We start from the raw sequence: 16,954 nt of genomic DNA, 5'->3' as shown, positions 1-16,954 counted from the left end.
CTTCCTCTCTCCTTTACACAATCATTCGAACGGCTACAACACCTGAAATTTTGCTTATATTTTCCACAACATTCTCTTTAATTATATCATCAATTCCGTTATCAATATCAATCATTGTATACGCCCAAGAATGTTTACTACGATTAATCATATCCGCAATATTTATATGATGTTCTGCTAAACATCCTGTAATTTGTCCTACCATGTTCGGAACGTTTTGGTGCATAATTGTAATACGTTTCTTTCCGATATACGGAAGTTCTACGTTAGGATAGTTGACTGAATTACGAATATTTCCTGTCTCTAAATATTCACGTAATTGACGTGCAGCCATTACTGCACAATTTTCTTCCGATTCAGATGTAGATGCACCAAGATGGGGCGTCGCTGTTACATTTTTCATCTTAATCACATTTTCATTCGGGAAATCCGTTACGTAATGTGTAATAACATCTTCTTCTAATGCTTTTTGAAGAACATTTTCATCTACAAGTTCCCCTCTTGAGAAATTGAATAGACGTATTCCTTTTTTCATCGTCTCTATAGCATGTTCACCAATAAGCCCCTTCGTTTGATTCGTAAGAGGAATATGAAGTGTAATATAATCACACGTTGCAAAAATTTCATCTAGGCTAAACGCTCTTTGCACATGTGTAGAAAGGCGCCAAGCTGTTTCAACTGAAATGTAAGGATCATATCCGACAACGTCCATTCCTAAAGCTAGCGCATCATTCGCGACTAAAGCACCAATTGCACCAAGGCCAATAACCCCTAGACGTTTCCCCGCAATTTCTGATCCAACAAATTGTTTTTTCCCTGATTCAACAAGCTGAGGTACTTCTTCACCCTCTAGATTTTTCGTCCAGCTTACCCCATTAATAATGTTACGTGAAGACATAATAAGACTTGCGATAATAAGTTCCTTTACGGCATTCGCATTAGCCCCTGGCGTGTTAAATACTACAATTCCCTTTTCCGTACATCGATCGACAGGAATATTATTTACACCCGCACCAGCTCTTGCAATCGCCTTTAAATCTTTTGAAAACTCTTCTTGATGTAAAGAATAGCTGCGAAGTAAAATGCCGTCTGGATGATCCATTCTATCCCCTACTTCATAGCGCTCCCCGCCAAGAACTTGCAAACCTTTTTCTGCAATTTGATTTAACGTTTGAACACGAAACATATCCCCATCTCCCTATCTATTTTCAAGCTCAAATTCTTTCATATAATCTACTAATTGCTGCACACCTTCCACTGGCATCGCATTGTAAATACTAGCGCGCATGCCACCTACTGAACGATGTCCTTTTAACGTAACGAACCCGCGTTCCTTCGCTTTTTGTAAAAACTGATTATTTAATTCTTCTGACGGTGTTGTAAACGGAATGTTCATAAGTGATCGATACGTAGGATCAACTGGTGAAGTAAACAATTTAGACTCATCTAAGAAATGATAAAGAAGTGACGATTTCATTCTATTTTGTTCTTCAATCGCAGATACCCCGCCTTGTTCTTTTAACCACTCTAGTACAAGCTTCGTTACGTAAATACTAAAGGATGGCGGTGTATTATATAAGGAGTTATTTTTACTATAAGTTTCATAGTTTAGCATTGTAGGACAAGAGCAATCTGCCCCGCCAATTAAATCTTTTTTTATAATAGCAATCGTTAAGCCCGCTGGCCCTAAATTCTTTTGTGCTCCCGCATATATGAGGCCAAACTTCGTAACATCATATCGTTCTGATAAAATATTTGAGGACATATCCGCAACTAGCGGCACTTCTTCGAGATGTGGAATATCCACATATTTTGTCCCCTCAATTGTATTATTCGTTGTTATATGTACATAATCTAGTTTTTCATTATCGAGTAAACCATCCAATTTAGGAATCGTAGTAAACTTCTCTTGTTCAGAAGAAGCAATCACTTGTACTTCCCCTACTTTTTCTGCTTCTTGCAGTGCTTTTTTAGACCATGAGCCAGTCAGTACATAACCTGCTTTTTTGTACGTATTCATTATATTTAACGGTATCATAGAAAATTGTAATGATGCACCGCCCTGTAAAAATAAAACTTCATACTCATCAGGAATGTTCATTAATTCACGAAGCAGACTACTCGCTTCATCAATAATACTTTGAAAATAAGAAGATCGATGACTCATTTCCATAATAGACATGCCTGTCCCGTTATAATTTAAAAGCTCCTTTTGCACCTTCTCTAAAACTGGCAAAGGGAGTATTGATGGTCCTGCAGAAAAATTATACACTCTCTCCATCACCCGGATGACCTCCCTATTTCTCATTTTGTTATTTTTTAAACTTTCTGAATTATACCCCACAATACAATATACGGTCAATTTCTTTTCTATTATTATGTCTCAAGACGCGATGGAATCGCTTGCACGTGCATACTATATGTAAACATATAAAAAAGTGTTAAGTACATAATCGTACTTAACACTTTAATAATAGAAGAATAATAGCTAATTGTCCGTAAAGAACCGATCAAAAATTTGATAAATAGCAGAAAGACCAAAGAGCCAATAAATAGTGTCCACAAGCGCCGGCATAGAACCAAACCATTTCTCAACTACATTGTAATCTAACGCTACAAACAACCAATTCAAACCGCCAAGAATCACCAAAATTACTGTAAGGTAAGACAAAAATTTCATTATGATTGCCCCCTAGGTGATAAGATGGTGAAAGGCCTTTCACTAGAAATATATGTAGGAAACTTCAAAACTTACCTATTTTATAAAATTTATTTTCGATACCATCCGTTAATAACTGCCTCTGCTTCTTTACTATGTATTTGATACGCATGTGTACTATCATTAGAGCCAATAAACCAAATTGAAAAACCTTTAAAATATGGTTTCGGTTCTAATACATCTCGGTAAGCGCGCCAGCCATTTAATTGTACATCTTTTGAAAATACATTTGAAACATCTGGATTCCATGGATTTTGTAGTCCTAGTTCACGCGCTGGTACGTTAAATCCACCAAAATAAACTGGCTTTCCTGTTGCATTATGTAATTGTTCCAGTTGTTGAACAACATTTTGTCCACGATTATATACTGTTGTCGCGAATAAACTTTGCTTCACTTCTTCGTATGATGGATTCCTTTTTCCTGAAACTTCAAACCAACTATCGATACTAACAATATCCACCTTTTTTAAATACGGACGATTTATTTTCTCTTTAAACTTCGCTTCATACGAAGGGTCCCAGCTTGCTGTTAACCACCAGTTCATTTGATACAAAACATTTCCTTTATACTGCTGACGGACAAAATTAATCGTATCGTTCCAATATCCTTCTGCATATTCCATATTAACGAAATTAGAAGCAATCTTTAGTCCAAACACATTGTATTTACTTGTAATAGAATTAAAAATATCTTGTAGAATAACCGTTTTCCAATTCCAGAAGAAATCATTAATATTACTTGGATTCCATTCTGTTTCTCCAACATTCCCCTGCTGAATATATGGGAACGGTTCCACTATAACTTGAATATTACGCTTTAATAATTCTTGAATTAAAATGATAGCCTGTTTCTTTTGCGCCTGATTAATTACCATGTTAGTAGAAGTTACATTCGGAATATCTACTTGAATCGGTACATTTACTGTATTTAAATTTAAGCGCTCTACATCAGCTAACACTTTCGCTACATTTCCAACTTCCCATACCGTTACGTTTCCTGATTTTATTTTTCCAGGTTGAACAGTATTTACATCTGCCTGTACGTTTCCTTGAAAACAAAAAGAAAACAACATAATAAACACTCCTAAAAAACTTATTAAACTCTTATTTTTCTTCACAACTTTCCCCCTATAATTTTTGACTTTCTTGATTATTTTATACAATGTTTCACATATATTCCAGAAAAAATTACATGAAGTTTTCATTAATAAAAGCATTATTCATATAATTCTCCTGAAAATAGTAAGATAAATAAAAAAGAGCGGATTTCCGCTCTTTTTTATCCTTTTACAATTGAAATTATTGAATCCCTTCTGGTAACTTAATTGAATCAAATTTTTCATATGAATCAATCTTTATACTCACAACTGCATTCAACTTTTCCTTATCTGTACTAGCTTTTTTATCTGCGTTACTTTCACTCACTTTTATAGTTGTTCGCATCTCTTCAAATTTATAATCTTTTGTTATTATATATTCAATGTTAAACGCATCCATACTAAATCCTTCCGTTAATTTTTTCATATCTCCATTAATTTTTTGTAACGTATCTACTGCTTCTTTTCCCTTTAATTCAAGTGTAAGTTTATATGTGTCCTCATCCTTCTTTGCTTTCATTTTCTTAGCCAAAGCTTCCGGTAAATCTAACTCATTCAGTAAATTTTTACTGACCATTACATCATTTACATTAAATTGATCATTAGGTATCGTAACTAACTCTCCTGTATCAGGGTTTTTCACTTGAGCAGCGACCTTTCCATCTACTTCATACGTTACAATATCTGTACCACTTATTTTCATTTCAGCTCTAGAATTCTTCAGTTTCGGCTCCATCTGTATTTTCATTTTAATCTCTTCTGATTGGCTGCTCCCCTTCATTGACATAAGAGATGTCAATGTAAGATATTCCTCTTGTTTTAATCCGTCAGCTGCTTTTTTAAAAATATCCTTCGCTACTAACTCTTTTTCTTTTTTTACAGATACTGTTTTAGGTCCACTTGTTTTTTCACTGCTACAACCAGTTGTTAAACCTACTATTAGAGCCAAACTAGATATTACAACCATTTTCTTCATACTGATTCTCCCCATTTCCCGCTTAAAAATATTTTCATTTCATGTATAGTAAATCAACTGAAATAAATATATATACAATAATTATTTAACCTCTAAACTAAACCAGTTATTCAATCCGTATACTAACGTAACTAATGCTCCTATTACACCAAAAACAACAATATTTATACCAATTGATGAACCGAATAAAACAGCCATCATTGACACCATCAGTAATAGCATGGCGATACTATTTATCTTAATTTCTACTATGTCGCCATCCTTTACTTTCTTTTCTTTACTTCCAAAAAAAAATTGTTTTACTTTAATATTCGCTTCATCTAATTCAAAAGGAAGCGTATATTCTTCGTTATTCTCAAGTTTCATTACTACTTCGTTATCTACCTTTACTGCAACTCTTGCTGCTCCGCCCATTATCCCTGTTGCTCTTATTACTTTAATGCTCATATTAAATCCCCCTATTAGATTTCACTGCAACTATTAAGAAATTCCCCTTGTTGCACACTACTTCATCCTCCGTTTAATAAACATAATATTCCAAAAGGTATTATAACAAGTCCCTTTACAATATTTTGTCAAAATTTGTCGTGTTTCTACAAAAAGGATATTTTATCCATTACCGTAGAAAAAAGACTCTTACAATAGTAAGAGTCTTTTTTCTACAGTAACACTTTCATTAGCGGAAGGATTATTACTTCATTAAGCAGTCTCACCCGCAAACAAAAACATACTATCACTTCGGCTGTAAAGTTAATACTTTCCCTTCAATTCCATCTGTATTTAAAGTAGTCATATGATACGTGCCATTTACCCAATCATCTATTTGATCATGATACCAATCGCTTCTAAAATGTCCTGACTGTCCTGGCCCTACGATATGATAACCGTTTGACATATCTTTCGTATCTATGACAAATCGCCAAGAAGCACCATGATTTACAATACCGTTATCTCCATAACTCGCTGCTTGAACGGTAACTTGGCTTCCGCCAATTGGAACTGGCTTCTCACGATTAAAAGCAAATAACGCTAACATACTAGATGATTTCGAAATTGGATGTGTAAAAGCAAGTTGATGGTAATCGCCCCACTTCCACTCTGCAACATCGGTTCCATACTCCTTCTGCAATTTCTTCATTACATTCTCGTACGATTTATGCACAACTTTTGTGAAGCCTCCATACTTAGAAAACCATACACTATTTTCCCCGGCTACTTGTTTCCGAATCAATTCATCAACAACTTGTGACTTTCCTTCAAATAACTCCATCACATCTTTCGGTATTTCTTTTGAAAATAACGTATTCGAAATCTCTTTCATTAACAAATGAAAAATTAATGGTGCCGCTTCATCTTTACTATCGTAAAAGTTCCACTTTGTTAATTGTTTTACGCCTTCTTTCTCTACTTCATTTAAAGCTGTTTTATGTAACTCTTTTAAAAATATTGGAGTAAACTCTTTCCCGTATAAATTCTTTTGATCCATCTGTAATTCTTCTAAATCTTTCACCGTATACTTGTCCTTCTCTTGCAAAAACTCTTGAATACGCATTTGTCTATATGGCTGCGCCCACGTATTGCTAATATGGTATGGATAATTATCATCCACAATTTTATTATTCGCAGTTGAAATAAACCCTTGTTTTGGATTTATTACTTTTGGCAGTTGATCATATGGGATATACCCTTCCCATTCATATTCATCAGTCCACCCTGGCACTGGCAAACTCCCATCACCTTTTTTACGCACTGGTATATTTCCATTCGCTTTATAAGCAATCGTGCCATCGTTTGATGCAAATACAAAGTTTTGAGTTGGTGTATGAAAATCTTGAAGTGCCGTTTCAAACTCATTCCAATCTTTCGCTTTATTCATATTTAATACAGCCTTTAATTCAGCAGAAGGCTCCAAAGCAGTCCATTTCAAAGCGAATACTGTTTTCGTTTTCTCTTTTCCTTTATCCGCAAACTCTGAAATGACTGGACCATGCCTCGTAACCGTCACATTATACGGAATTGTTTTCCCGCCTTTTACTTTAATAGATTCGTCAACAACAGTAGCTTTTTCCCATTTATCGTTATACAAAAATTCATTTTCATTATTAGGGTTTCTCTTTTCAATATATAAATCTTGCACATCAGGACCGGTATTCGTAACGCCCCATGCTATTTTGTCATTGTGTCCTAATATAACACCAGGCACTCCAGCGAATATAACGCCACTCACATTTAAATCTTTCATTTCAAGTCTCGTTTGATACCATATAGAAGGTGTCGCAAGAGATAAATGAGGGTCATCCGCTAAAATTGGCTTACCTGACGCACTCTTCTCACCGCTCACAACCCAGTTATTACTACCGTTAAACTCCGGCGGAATGATCGTTTTTGAAAAACTTTGTGCTACGTCCACATTTGTATTTTTCAGTTCAGCGAGCAATCTAGGGGCATCTTTCGGATATGTAGGAAATAGCTCATTTGCTTGCTCTTTCGGAAGATTTTTCAGCGCCCAATAACGAAACGCTTGCCCGTGCCAATGTCCTCCTAAATCAAACGCCATATACTTCCCAATCGTTAAAGTATCAACAATTGACCATTCAGCAGGTTCATAACCTAATATAGTAAACTCAACTGGCAATCTCTTTTCCGCTTTCGCTTCACGTATAAAAGCGTTCACCCCATCAGCAAATGACTGCAAAGCAAATTTTGCTTCCCCATCATATTGACTAACAGACGCTTCTGCTGCTCGCCGTAAACCGAGCGTTCGAAACAATTTATCTCTATCAACGGCTGCTTCTCCAACAACTTCACTTAACATACCAGAAGCTTGCCTTCTACTTAAATCCATTTGAAATAAGCGATCTTGTGCTTGCACATACCCTTGCGAAAAATATAAATCATGTGCATTTTCCGCTTTAATATGCGGTACCCCGTTACTATCTCGTTTCACCGTAACAGCATGTTGTAAATCCTCTAGCTTTTTCGTTCCATCTATCTTTGGCATAGATCTCAGCGTATATACGTTCAAAAAAATCACACTGCAAATAATCAATAAAAGAACGATACTACTAGACCAAATAAAAATTCTCTTACCTCTAGTTCGTTTCTTCTTTATAACAACTTCCATATAACCCCTCCTTTCTCAAACTATTCGCTTCTATTTTGAAAGAACCTTTTAAAATAGAAAAATCCTTATATGCTACGGATCATACAAAATGAATCCTTCCTTTTCTTCACTTAAATCTACTTGCCCTTTCTTACACCAATTCCTCAAAATCCCCTTCACATAAGCGAACGTTCGCTTATTATGTTCAAACGCAATTTTAAGTGCTTCTAGTACTACCTTTCCTGAAACTCTTTGTATCCAATCCTTCAATTCCTTCACGATATATGGGGATAAACTACTAATATATTGTTCATAAAACTTGTACACTTTACTATTGGGAACGGCCTCTTCTATACTTTCTACTTCTTTCTCTTCAATAACTTCTTGTAAACTACTAGTATCCTCTTCTTCAGGCATACCAAAATGCTGCAATAACAATGGAATCTTCCATTCTTCTTCAAGACATTTACGTAAAAACGTATGTATGAATTCTTTATTTTTCACAGTCTTTAACTCACGTAACACACACTTCTCTACATTCGTATTTAAAATAGGGTTATAGTGTAGCCAATTTAGTATGTATAACTCTTTCGTTTCCGCATCGTATAAAATCTTTCCGTATGCAACAAACCTATTTAACAGCTTCTCAACAGTCTCCATACTGTAGCCCGTTTCCAGTTCTGCCACACGCTTCGGTAATATGTAAATTCCACATTGCTTCGTTTTCGTACCAGTTAACAAATATATGTAAAAATAACGCTCCTCTGGCGTTAAATCTAATATGAATTCATCTTGCCAAAAGTTCACCTGCACATTACGGTACACCGCCATCTATTTCCCTCCACTCTTTGCTAGCAAATAAGAAATCCCAATCCTTCAATATAAATATAGGAATGTGGGAGCCGTTTTGGCATTCGAATTACAATTTTTTTTACTACTTACTGTAAAGTAACAAAAAGGTTATTTAATCTTGCTACCAAAAATACAATAGACATCTGTCTATGTAAATGACAGATGTCTATTAAAGTCGTTTAAAAATCTAGTTGTTTCATAGACAATGGATTTTTAGGTGAATAATAAAGTTGCTTCATTTGAGAACCAAATAATGAAAATGAACCCTCATAATAAACATAACAAATAGAGTACTTGCATTTAAACTTTATAAAACTCAAATGTATTTTTTTCTAGACATATTGCTTCATCGGAACTTTTAATAATAATATCAAAACGTTGACTGTATGGATGCATAAACACTTTATACTGAATCCGACGTTCTGCATGAGACCGCCTTAAATAATTGATATCCGTTCCCCTTTCAGCAATATCTCGGCTAGACCTTCTCATTAATTCCGTTTCATCATCTGTATAGAAGTAAATTTTTAAATCAAATAGATCGGGATTAATAAATGCGACACACATTCCTTCTACAATCGTCACTTTGTTTTTTGAAGAAATTAACTCGCTTTTCATATAATGCGTATCTATCGTATAAAAATCTAAACCAGCCCTTACCATCTGAATATCTCTTTCTAAAGCAGACAAATGATGCGCTGATGGATGACAAGCCGTCATTTTATAATGATGATTTTCGTTTTGATATGTATAGTCAATAATTGCATGCTTTCGTATGTCTGAACTAACAATATATGGATCTGTATTAATATAATTCACTTCATTTTGATCTAGTAGGTCTACAAGCATATTAGCAAACGTTGTTTTTCCAGCAGCGCCATGTCCTGAAACACCAATAACAACCTGTTCATTAGTCCTACTAATCCAATTTATGATTTCTTGCAATAACTTATCCATCCTTCTCCCCCTTTTACTGATATACTGCCCTTATTTTAATTAGTTAAATATTGAGATGTCCTCTCATCTTATTATACATGAAAGAAAAAATAGCATAATGATCCATCGTACCATCTCTAATTTTATACAACTATATTATTTGTGAACACTTACAACGACGTTATTATGTTTTCGCGCTTGTTTTGTTCTTGTAGTTGTTTTTGTTTTTGTTTTGTTTTTTCTTAGTGATTTATTACTTGGTAGGTGCTTATGAGGGGCTTGGAAGGGGCTATATAGCGTTTTATTCCCGTCTAATTTTTAATTACACACGCCTCCTACAATCTTCTTATACTGTGTACACCCATAAAATTATATTCTTTCCGAAAATAAAAGTACTGAATTTTCTTCGTAGATAATCCAGTACTTGACGATTGAAAACTTATAAATGAAAGTGGCTACTATTAATAAGGTTAGTTGAAATACACTTCTACAAATCATTTTAGTAGCGATACGATTATACATACCGAATTATCTATAACGGAACGTTCTGGGCGTGATTTCATTAATACTGTTAATCCTATTAAAGACGTAACTAATGTTTGCGCTACTGCTTTAGCGTTCAAATCACTTTCCAGTTCTCCGGACTGAATTCCTTTCATAATTAATTCTTGAAATATAACTGAGAGATACATTTGATGTTCTCTAGTTAGCACTTCAAACTTTTCATTATGAGGAGCAAGCTCAACCATTGTGTTAATACAAAAACAACCTTTACTTAATTCTTTTTTATATTCTTCTTCCACTATATTTTCAAACAATGTCCGAATTGCTTCTTTTACAGATTTTCCGCTTTGAAGTTTTGTTCGTATACGAGCCGCATGTAAATTTGTGTATCTCCTTAATGCAGCTTCAAATAAACCCTCTTTATCACCAAAGGCTGAGTATAAACTCGGTTTTTGTATTTCCATTTTAGCAGTTAGATCACTTAATGAAGTAGCAGCGTATCCCTTCTCCCAAAAAAGTTGCATAGCAGCATCCAAAGCTTTTTCTTCATCAAATTCGCGTAGTCGAGCCATTTAAAACCCTCTCCTTCTCCATCTATTTTTTAAGACTATACATTATCACTTTATGTACCGATCAGTATATTATATATCGTATTAAATTATAAACGATGTGTCAAAAGAAAACGTTATTAATTCAAAATAAACTTGACATATCTATTTCTTCGAGATTATATTTTACTTACAAAATAACATACCGTTCGGTACATTATTTTCAATCACACAAAAAGGAGCTGATTTTATGAGTAGCAAAGAAAAAATGATGACCACTCTAAAACATACTCATATACATTCACCTGTTCATGCAACCATGTCACGCTATATGACTCTATTATTCGCAATAGCTTGCGGGATGGCTGTGGCGAATATATACTTCGCTCATCCACTACTTGATTCTTTATCAAATGAATTTAAGATTAGTCATTCAACTATCGGTATTGTGATTACGATTACTCAAGTTTGTTATGCACTCGGATTACTTTTATTCGTTCCACTTGGTGACTTATTAAGCCAAAAGAGACTCATTATTGTTCAAATGCTTTTATCTGTTTTCGCTTTAATTGTAATCGGGATCGCTCCCTCCAGCACCATACTTTTTATAGGTATGGCCTTAGTAGGACTTCTTGCAACTGTTACGCAAACACTCGTCGCATACGCATCAATTTTAGCTAATCCAGCAGAACGTGGACGCATAGTAGGTTTCGTGACAAGCGGCGTTGTAATAGGTATTCTCCTTGCTCGTACATTTGCAGGCACATTAACAGATTTAGCTGGATGGCGGTCCGTTCATCTCACCTCCGCTACCCTTTTACTCTTCGTATCTTTTTTATTACATTGGAATTTACCTACTCTTGAACAGAAAAGAATGACAACTATGCCTTACCGAAAATTAATACGTTCTGTTCTCTTATTATTTGTAGAAGAACGACTCTTACGCATTCGCGGAATATTAGCATTGCTCATTTTCACTTCATTCAGTATTTTATGGACTTCTTTAGTATTACCTCTAAGTGCTACACCTCATAATCTATCACATACAGCTATTGGTGCATTCGGCCTTGCTGGAGTTGCAGGTGCATTAGCTACTACGAAAGCGGGACAATTAGCTGATAAAGGATTAGGACAACGAACAACTGGCATAGCCTTATCTTTATTAGTACTTTCATGGCTCCTAATTAAATTTATTAACTACTCTCTATTGTTACTAATTTTCGGCATTATCCTTTTAGATTTAGCTGTGCAAGCTGTACATGTCACCAATCAAAGTATGCTTTTCACAGTGCGCCCTGAAGCAAGAAGTCGAATCACTGCCAGTTACATGATTTTTTATTCTATCGGTAGTGCAACGGGTGCAATTCTTTCAACAAATGTTTATGCAAAATACGGATGGAATGGAGTATGCCTATTAGGTGTATCTATTAGTGCTTTTGCTCTTTTATTTTGGGCAATGACCTTACGACGATCATCACAACTAAAAGAAGAATAATTCATTTGTATATTTTCTAATTCGTATTTTTCTACAAGACTATAAGAATAGCATTTATTTTTCAAAATAAATCAACGGCATTTTCATATTAAAAATGCCGTTGATTCCAAACTTTTATGTATGCGATTCGCCATTTCATGATAATTGATCATAGACTAGTGAAATACCTCTATTTCAAATTACCTTTAACTTGTCCAACAATCTCATTTATCGTATTTCGATCAAACTTATCACTAATTTCGTATGGCTTACGATCTTCTACTAATTGTACCCCTACGATGTCTTTTCGGTTCTTACCATATTGCACTTCAATAATAGATCCGCGCTCTATTTGTTTCCAAATGTGGCTTGCTTCATCTTTATTATCTAAAATAATACAGTCCTCAATAGTTTCATCAATCCCAATTAACTTGTTATCATCCATATATCCTACCTCGTATTGTAGACGTTCTTTCGCTTTTCCGCTTACTAATATACCTTTGCTACCATATGAGTAATCCGTATAATCCTTTTTCTCCACTTGTACCGCTTTCGGCTCTTTTGCTTCAGTTTTTTCAGCAGTTCCACAACCCGTAATAAGACCAATCGGCATAACCACCGTTAATACTACTCTAGTAAATTTCTTTATCATTTGTAACCAACCTCACATGTTTAACTTTAAATTCCATTTATCCCCTTACCAAATAATAACATAACACTACAGAGAAAATGCCAAAGATAAAATATTATTTACATTCTCCCACTTTAAAAACCGATGCGGAAAGTTATACATCTATTTTGTCTCTTTCCCGTTTACCTTAATGTAATATTCTCATGATTATAATTAGATGGAAGGTCAAAATCACAAACTGAATTGCCAAGGAATTATAGAAAGTAGACATCCTACTCACATACGATTAGTATTAAATTTGAGAGGTATGGAAAACTCGATAAAAAATATAAACTATATCATTACAATTAAAATGGTCTTTATATTAAGGAAGGAAGTGCACAGCTATGGATTTTAAAACAGTTATGCAAGAGCTTGAATCCCTCGGTAAGGAAAGAACGAAAAAAATATACATATCTAACGGTGCACACGAGCCAGTTTTCGGCGTAGCTACGGGCGCTATGAAACCGATCGCTAAGAAAATAAAATTAAATCAAGAGTTGGCTGAGGAACTTTATGCCACAGGTAACTACGATGCTATGTACTTTGCAGGCATTATTGCAGATCCAAAATCTATGAGTGAGTCTGATTTTGATCGCTGGATGGACGGGGCATATTTTTATATGCTATCCGATTATGTAGTGGCAGTAACTTTATCAGAGGCAAATATTGCACAAGATGTTGCTGATAAATGGATTACAAGTGGGGATGAGCTTAAAATGTCTGCAGGCTGGAGTTGCTACTGCTGGCTTTTAGGGAATCGCAAAGACAATGAGTTTTCTGAAAGCAAAATTTCCGATATGCTTGAAATGGTGAAAAATACAATTCATGATTCACCAGAACGAACAAAATCCGCTATGAATAATTTCCTAAACACTGTGGCAATTTCATATGTACCGCTACACGAAAAGGCAGTTGAGACTGCAAAAGAAGTTGGTATAGTTGAAGTAAAACGTGATAAGAAAAAAAGCAGTTTACTAAATGCTTCAGAAAGTATTCAAAAAGAACTTGATAGAGGCAGACTTGGTTTCAAACGTAAATATGTAAGGTGTTAAAAGTATGAAGGTGTCAATCTAAGTGAGATTGACACCTTTTTTTATGGACATTACTAGATTAATCGGACTCAAAGTTAAAGAGAACCAATCATTCATTTCCCTCTATACATCTAAAACTTCTTCTTTCAATTTATATACTCTATCTCTTTTCTCATCATCTTTGATAAAAATAAGTTTTCCTTCTTTAACAAAACCTTCTAATATTAAGCATACTTGACCATATGCTTTAGGCTTATTTGTTGTGAATCTTTCATCGGGTATTTTACCAGATCGTATTAATCGTTCGCATAGCTCAAGTGCACTTATTTCTTCAGAATTAAGTAATTCCAAAATAGCTTTTTGCAATGGCGATAACAGTACGGGTATCTCAGCTACCTCCACCTTCTCTTTTTCTTCTTCAAATAAATCTTCAAATGAAATTTGATTCATTACATCTTTTCCTTTCTCACAATTGATTTATATAACATGAACTGAATCCTATATGTACTGGAACTTTAAATATTATGTATTGTTATGTAGTACTTACCTTATTACATGAATTTCAAACTCATGTCCGTAATTCCATATAGTATGTTTCGATTATACCAAATATACGTTCTGTCTTCTATTGTAGAATTTTTTATAACAGGAATGAGAGTAATAGTGAATATTTATCTTCTTTTTAGTTTTATAAACCATGTAAAAAAGAGAAAAAGTTTACATAACAAAATTATAATTTCCTATAAATTTTCTATGCTAAAACGCAAAAAAGCACTTGTTGCCTCAAATAGACAATCAAGTGCTTTAAGTTTCATCTTTTTTAAATAGCATAAATTTGTAAGTTTTATAGTAACAGTATAACGACTTTTATATGTCGTGATAACTACTACGTTAAAACTTACGAGCTTGTACGAGTTCATTAGTTTAATATACATTCCATGGTTTTTATATTCATCGCCCAGTAAAATGTCATCTTATCTAAGCTCGCACTTCGTTTTCTATTCTATCATTGCACATAGTACCCTACGATGGTCCAACCATCATGAAGTACGTACTTTCTAACAGCCTATTCTTTTTTTCACTGCAAATATACTTTATTTTTTACTCATCTATATATATGCTTGTTATCTTTAACCATGCTCCACAACTTTTGACATTCTCATATGTAAAGTCACTGTAATTCATTTCGTATATTTGCTTAACCTCTTAAATTATTAATTACAATATACAAAAGTTAATAATTAAGGATTCTTCAATCCATTAATAAAACCCTTAAAGCTATCAGCTATTTTATACGTATTTTCTTCTTCACTAGATTGCGGGAAATAAAAAGAGTGATCCCAATAATACACACCATAGTTTTCAGTATCTGTAATAAGTACAATTAATCCTGAACCCGGATCATCTCCTATTATTAAACTGTTCGGTAACATATCTTCTTCAAACTCTTCATAGCATTCACTTAAATCAAAAGTTTTTTTTACACCTATACCATACAAAACATCTAAAGAGATTTCCTGATTTAATTCTTTAACAAAAAACTTACTATACCTAACTTTCGAAGTCCCTCCGTTATATTCACTTAAAAAATTTTTATAATCTTCCGGGAGTAAAAATCCTAAAAACTCTTCTAATTCTTCAATTGATTCTTCAGTTGCTTTACCAAAAGCATTTAAATTCATCTATTTCACTCCCATTTCATCTTTTAACTTCTTAGCTAATGACATTCCACCCATATGTCGAAATCTTCTGTGCATCTCTTTACTAACTTCTTGCATTGTTGTTAAATCTTGATGGTGGTGCCATGTATTTTCATCTAATTTCGGTCCATTTGGAGCTAATTCATCAGCTTTAGCAAAGTCAATGTCATATCTATTAAATTCACCTATCGGAACTTCTTGTCTTACCAACCCAGCAGATTTAAAGTCCGGAAAACCTTCAGGATAAGAAACTCGATTGGGAGGAATCTCCCAATCAATATAAGTCCATGTTCCTTCCTCGCTAATTTCGATTTTCCCACCTTTTTTCTGCCATTTTTCAGAATCTCTAGAATATAGGGGTTTAGTAGATAATTGTTCCTCTGTAAACTTCACTATTTCTGGGTTTTTCCCCGTACCCTTAACCCCACCACTCTCCAAATTCGAGATCCTACTCTGAATACTCGACTTTGAGGCATCATGGGCTTCTTGTAATTTCCCGCTATAGTTCGTTCCAGTTCTAGCGACACTTCCATCTGGCAGTATTTCTACACCTTTAAAGATTTGGGATACGGAGTCCACACCTTTTGCTAATTTTCAATTATATAATACTAGCAATTTATGTTAGCCTTAATTCATAAAAAATTACTTTTTATAAATTCAACCCAAGTTTCTCGTTACCACATTTCTATATTATAACATTAACTCAATCGTATCTTTTAAAGCTTCATTTACATTAATAGCCTTTTAAATAAAAAAACTGAAAGAGGATTTATCCACCTTCCAGTTTCTTCGTTCATTATTCTATCGGCCCCATAAATTGAGTAATTAAATAAACATGCTCGATAAGTTTGACTTTTTGTAAGTTTTCTACTTTTTCTGGTCCACCTAGTGCAAGTAAAGGTGTGTAACCAAAACATTCATCAATTTCAAGCTTTCCGTATTTATTTAATGCCTCCTGATAATGCTTCCAATCCAATGCTTTCTCTAAAAAATAATCATCTTTCGTATTTTTAAAGAAAAACTTAAATTTTCCAGCTACTACATCTACCGTACCTTTTCGATACTTAAGTAATAATAAATAGTTGTTTTCCCACACAAGAATATCTCCCATACCTGTTGTAAAAATTGGGATAGCTTCTTCATAACGAATATAACTTTCCTTTAATATATCTAAATATTTTTCTGGGTTTATTGCTCTTAAGTATCCATTTAACATACTCCCAAACCCATAGCATTTCCATAAATCTATTATTTGATCTGGAACTTTCCCTGTATACTTTTCAATAACCTCTGTTGATGGTTTTTCGAAAGATATAAAATCATTTATATTTTCCATAGTAT

Annotated in this window: 17 protein-coding genes; 2 read left to right on the top strand and 15 right to left on the bottom strand. The window is 34.2% G+C overall.

Going from position 1 to position 16,954, the window contains the following annotated elements; all coding sequences use genetic code 11:
• Window positions 1-13: 13 nt before the first annotated feature.
• The 10 genes from A6J74_RS28765 to A6J74_RS28715 form a co-directional block, all read right to left on the bottom strand.
• Entirely contained in the window at window positions 14-1,186 is a 1,173-nt protein-coding gene (locus tag A6J74_RS28765; protein WP_000490242.1) for a 3-phosphoglycerate dehydrogenase family protein, read from the bottom strand.
• 12 nt (window positions 1,187-1,198) lie between these two features.
• Window positions 1,199-2,281, bottom strand: coding sequence for a 3-phosphoserine/phosphohydroxythreonine transaminase (gene serC / locus A6J74_RS28760; protein WP_000442910.1), 1,083 nt, complete (start codon window positions 2,279-2,281; stop codon window positions 1,199-1,201).
• Window positions 2,282-2,488: 207 nt separating this feature from the next.
• Window positions 2,489-2,680 carry a DUF378 domain-containing protein gene (locus A6J74_RS28755; protein WP_000670800.1) on the bottom strand — a complete coding sequence of 64 codons (192 nt, stop codon included), beginning with the start codon at window positions 2,678-2,680 and terminating at the stop codon, window positions 2,489-2,491.
• Window positions 2,681-2,769: 89 nt separating this feature from the next.
• A complete protein-coding gene (locus A6J74_RS28750; RefSeq protein ID WP_000739750.1) occupies window positions 2,770-3,837 on the bottom strand; it encodes a glycoside hydrolase family 113 in 1,068 nt (355 codons plus the stop codon).
• A gap of 181 nt (window positions 3,838-4,018) precedes the next feature.
• Window positions 4,019-4,792, bottom strand: coding sequence for a DUF6612 family protein (locus A6J74_RS28745; RefSeq protein ID WP_000738996.1), 774 nt, complete (start codon window positions 4,790-4,792; stop codon window positions 4,019-4,021).
• Window positions 4,793-4,873: 81 nt separating this feature from the next.
• On the bottom strand, window positions 4,874-5,239 hold the full coding sequence (locus A6J74_RS28740) for a hypothetical protein (protein WP_000025019.1): 366 nt from the start codon (window positions 5,237-5,239) through the stop codon (window positions 4,874-4,876).
• 286 nt (window positions 5,240-5,525) lie between these two features.
• A complete protein-coding gene (locus A6J74_RS28735) occupies window positions 5,526-7,916 on the bottom strand; it encodes a penicillin acylase family protein (RefSeq protein WP_000454361.1) in 2,391 nt (796 codons plus the stop codon).
• Between the two features lie 72 nt (window positions 7,917-7,988).
• Window positions 7,989-8,726, bottom strand: a complete 738-nt coding sequence (locus A6J74_RS28730) for a DnaD domain-containing protein (protein WP_000312077.1) — start codon at window positions 8,724-8,726, stop codon at window positions 7,989-7,991.
• A 321-nt stretch (window positions 8,727-9,047) separates the two neighbouring features.
• Window positions 9,048-9,704 carry a uridine kinase family protein gene (locus tag A6J74_RS28725; protein ID WP_000359524.1) on the bottom strand — a complete coding sequence of 219 codons (657 nt, stop codon included), beginning with the start codon at window positions 9,702-9,704 and terminating at the stop codon, window positions 9,048-9,050.
• 473 nt (window positions 9,705-10,177) lie between these two features.
• Entirely contained in the window at window positions 10,178-10,759 is a 582-nt protein-coding gene (locus A6J74_RS28715) for a TetR/AcrR family transcriptional regulator (protein WP_000113325.1), read from the bottom strand.
• A gap of 226 nt (window positions 10,760-10,985) precedes the next feature.
• Between A6J74_RS28715 and A6J74_RS28710 the strand changes: the two genes are divergently transcribed.
• Window positions 10,986-12,230 (top strand): MFS transporter, encoded by a 1,245-nt coding sequence (locus tag A6J74_RS28710; protein ID WP_000095417.1) that lies wholly within the window; start codon window positions 10,986-10,988, stop codon window positions 12,228-12,230.
• Window positions 12,231-12,399: 169 nt separating this feature from the next.
• Here the strand turns inward: A6J74_RS28710 and A6J74_RS28705 are convergent, their stop codons facing one another.
• A complete protein-coding gene (locus A6J74_RS28705; protein WP_000591655.1) occupies window positions 12,400-12,861 on the bottom strand; it encodes a hypothetical protein in 462 nt (153 codons plus the stop codon).
• Between the two features lie 365 nt (window positions 12,862-13,226).
• On the opposite strand from A6J74_RS28705, the gene A6J74_RS28700 reads away from it, so the two are divergent.
• The gene (locus A6J74_RS28700; RefSeq protein ID WP_000346354.1) at window positions 13,227-13,934 is read left to right on the top strand and encodes a DNA alkylation repair protein; all 708 of its coding nucleotides are present in this window, start codon (window positions 13,227-13,229) and stop codon (window positions 13,932-13,934) included.
• Between the two features lie 102 nt (window positions 13,935-14,036).
• On the opposite strand, the gene A6J74_RS28695 is transcribed toward A6J74_RS28700, so the two are convergent.
• The 4 genes from A6J74_RS28695 to A6J74_RS28675 all read right to left on the bottom strand — a co-directional run bounded on the left by A6J74_RS28695 (window position 14,037) and on the right by A6J74_RS28675 (window position 16,949).
• Window positions 14,037-14,363, bottom strand: coding sequence for a DUF3895 domain-containing protein (locus A6J74_RS28695; RefSeq protein WP_001071902.1), 327 nt, complete (start codon window positions 14,361-14,363; stop codon window positions 14,037-14,039).
• 791 nt (window positions 14,364-15,154) lie between these two features.
• Window positions 15,155-15,595, bottom strand: coding sequence for an SMI1/KNR4 family protein (locus A6J74_RS28685; protein ID WP_001052208.1), 441 nt, complete (start codon window positions 15,593-15,595; stop codon window positions 15,155-15,157).
• A complete protein-coding gene (locus A6J74_RS28680) occupies window positions 15,596-16,192 on the bottom strand; it encodes an HNH endonuclease (RefSeq protein WP_000378751.1) in 597 nt (198 codons plus the stop codon).
• A 217-nt stretch (window positions 16,193-16,409) separates the two neighbouring features.
• Window positions 16,410-16,949: a T6SS immunity protein Tdi1 domain-containing protein gene (locus tag A6J74_RS28675; RefSeq protein ID WP_000427863.1), complete on the bottom strand. Its 540-nt coding sequence runs from the start codon at window positions 16,947-16,949 to the stop codon at window positions 16,410-16,412.
• Window positions 16,950-16,954 lie beyond the last annotated feature (5 nt).

This window comes from Bacillus sp. FDAARGOS_235, assembly GCF_002073415.2.
Lineage (GTDB): Bacteria > Bacillota > Bacilli > Bacillales > Bacillaceae_G > Bacillus_A > Bacillus_A toyonensis.
This window is presented reverse-complemented; position numbering and strand designations above follow the sequence as displayed.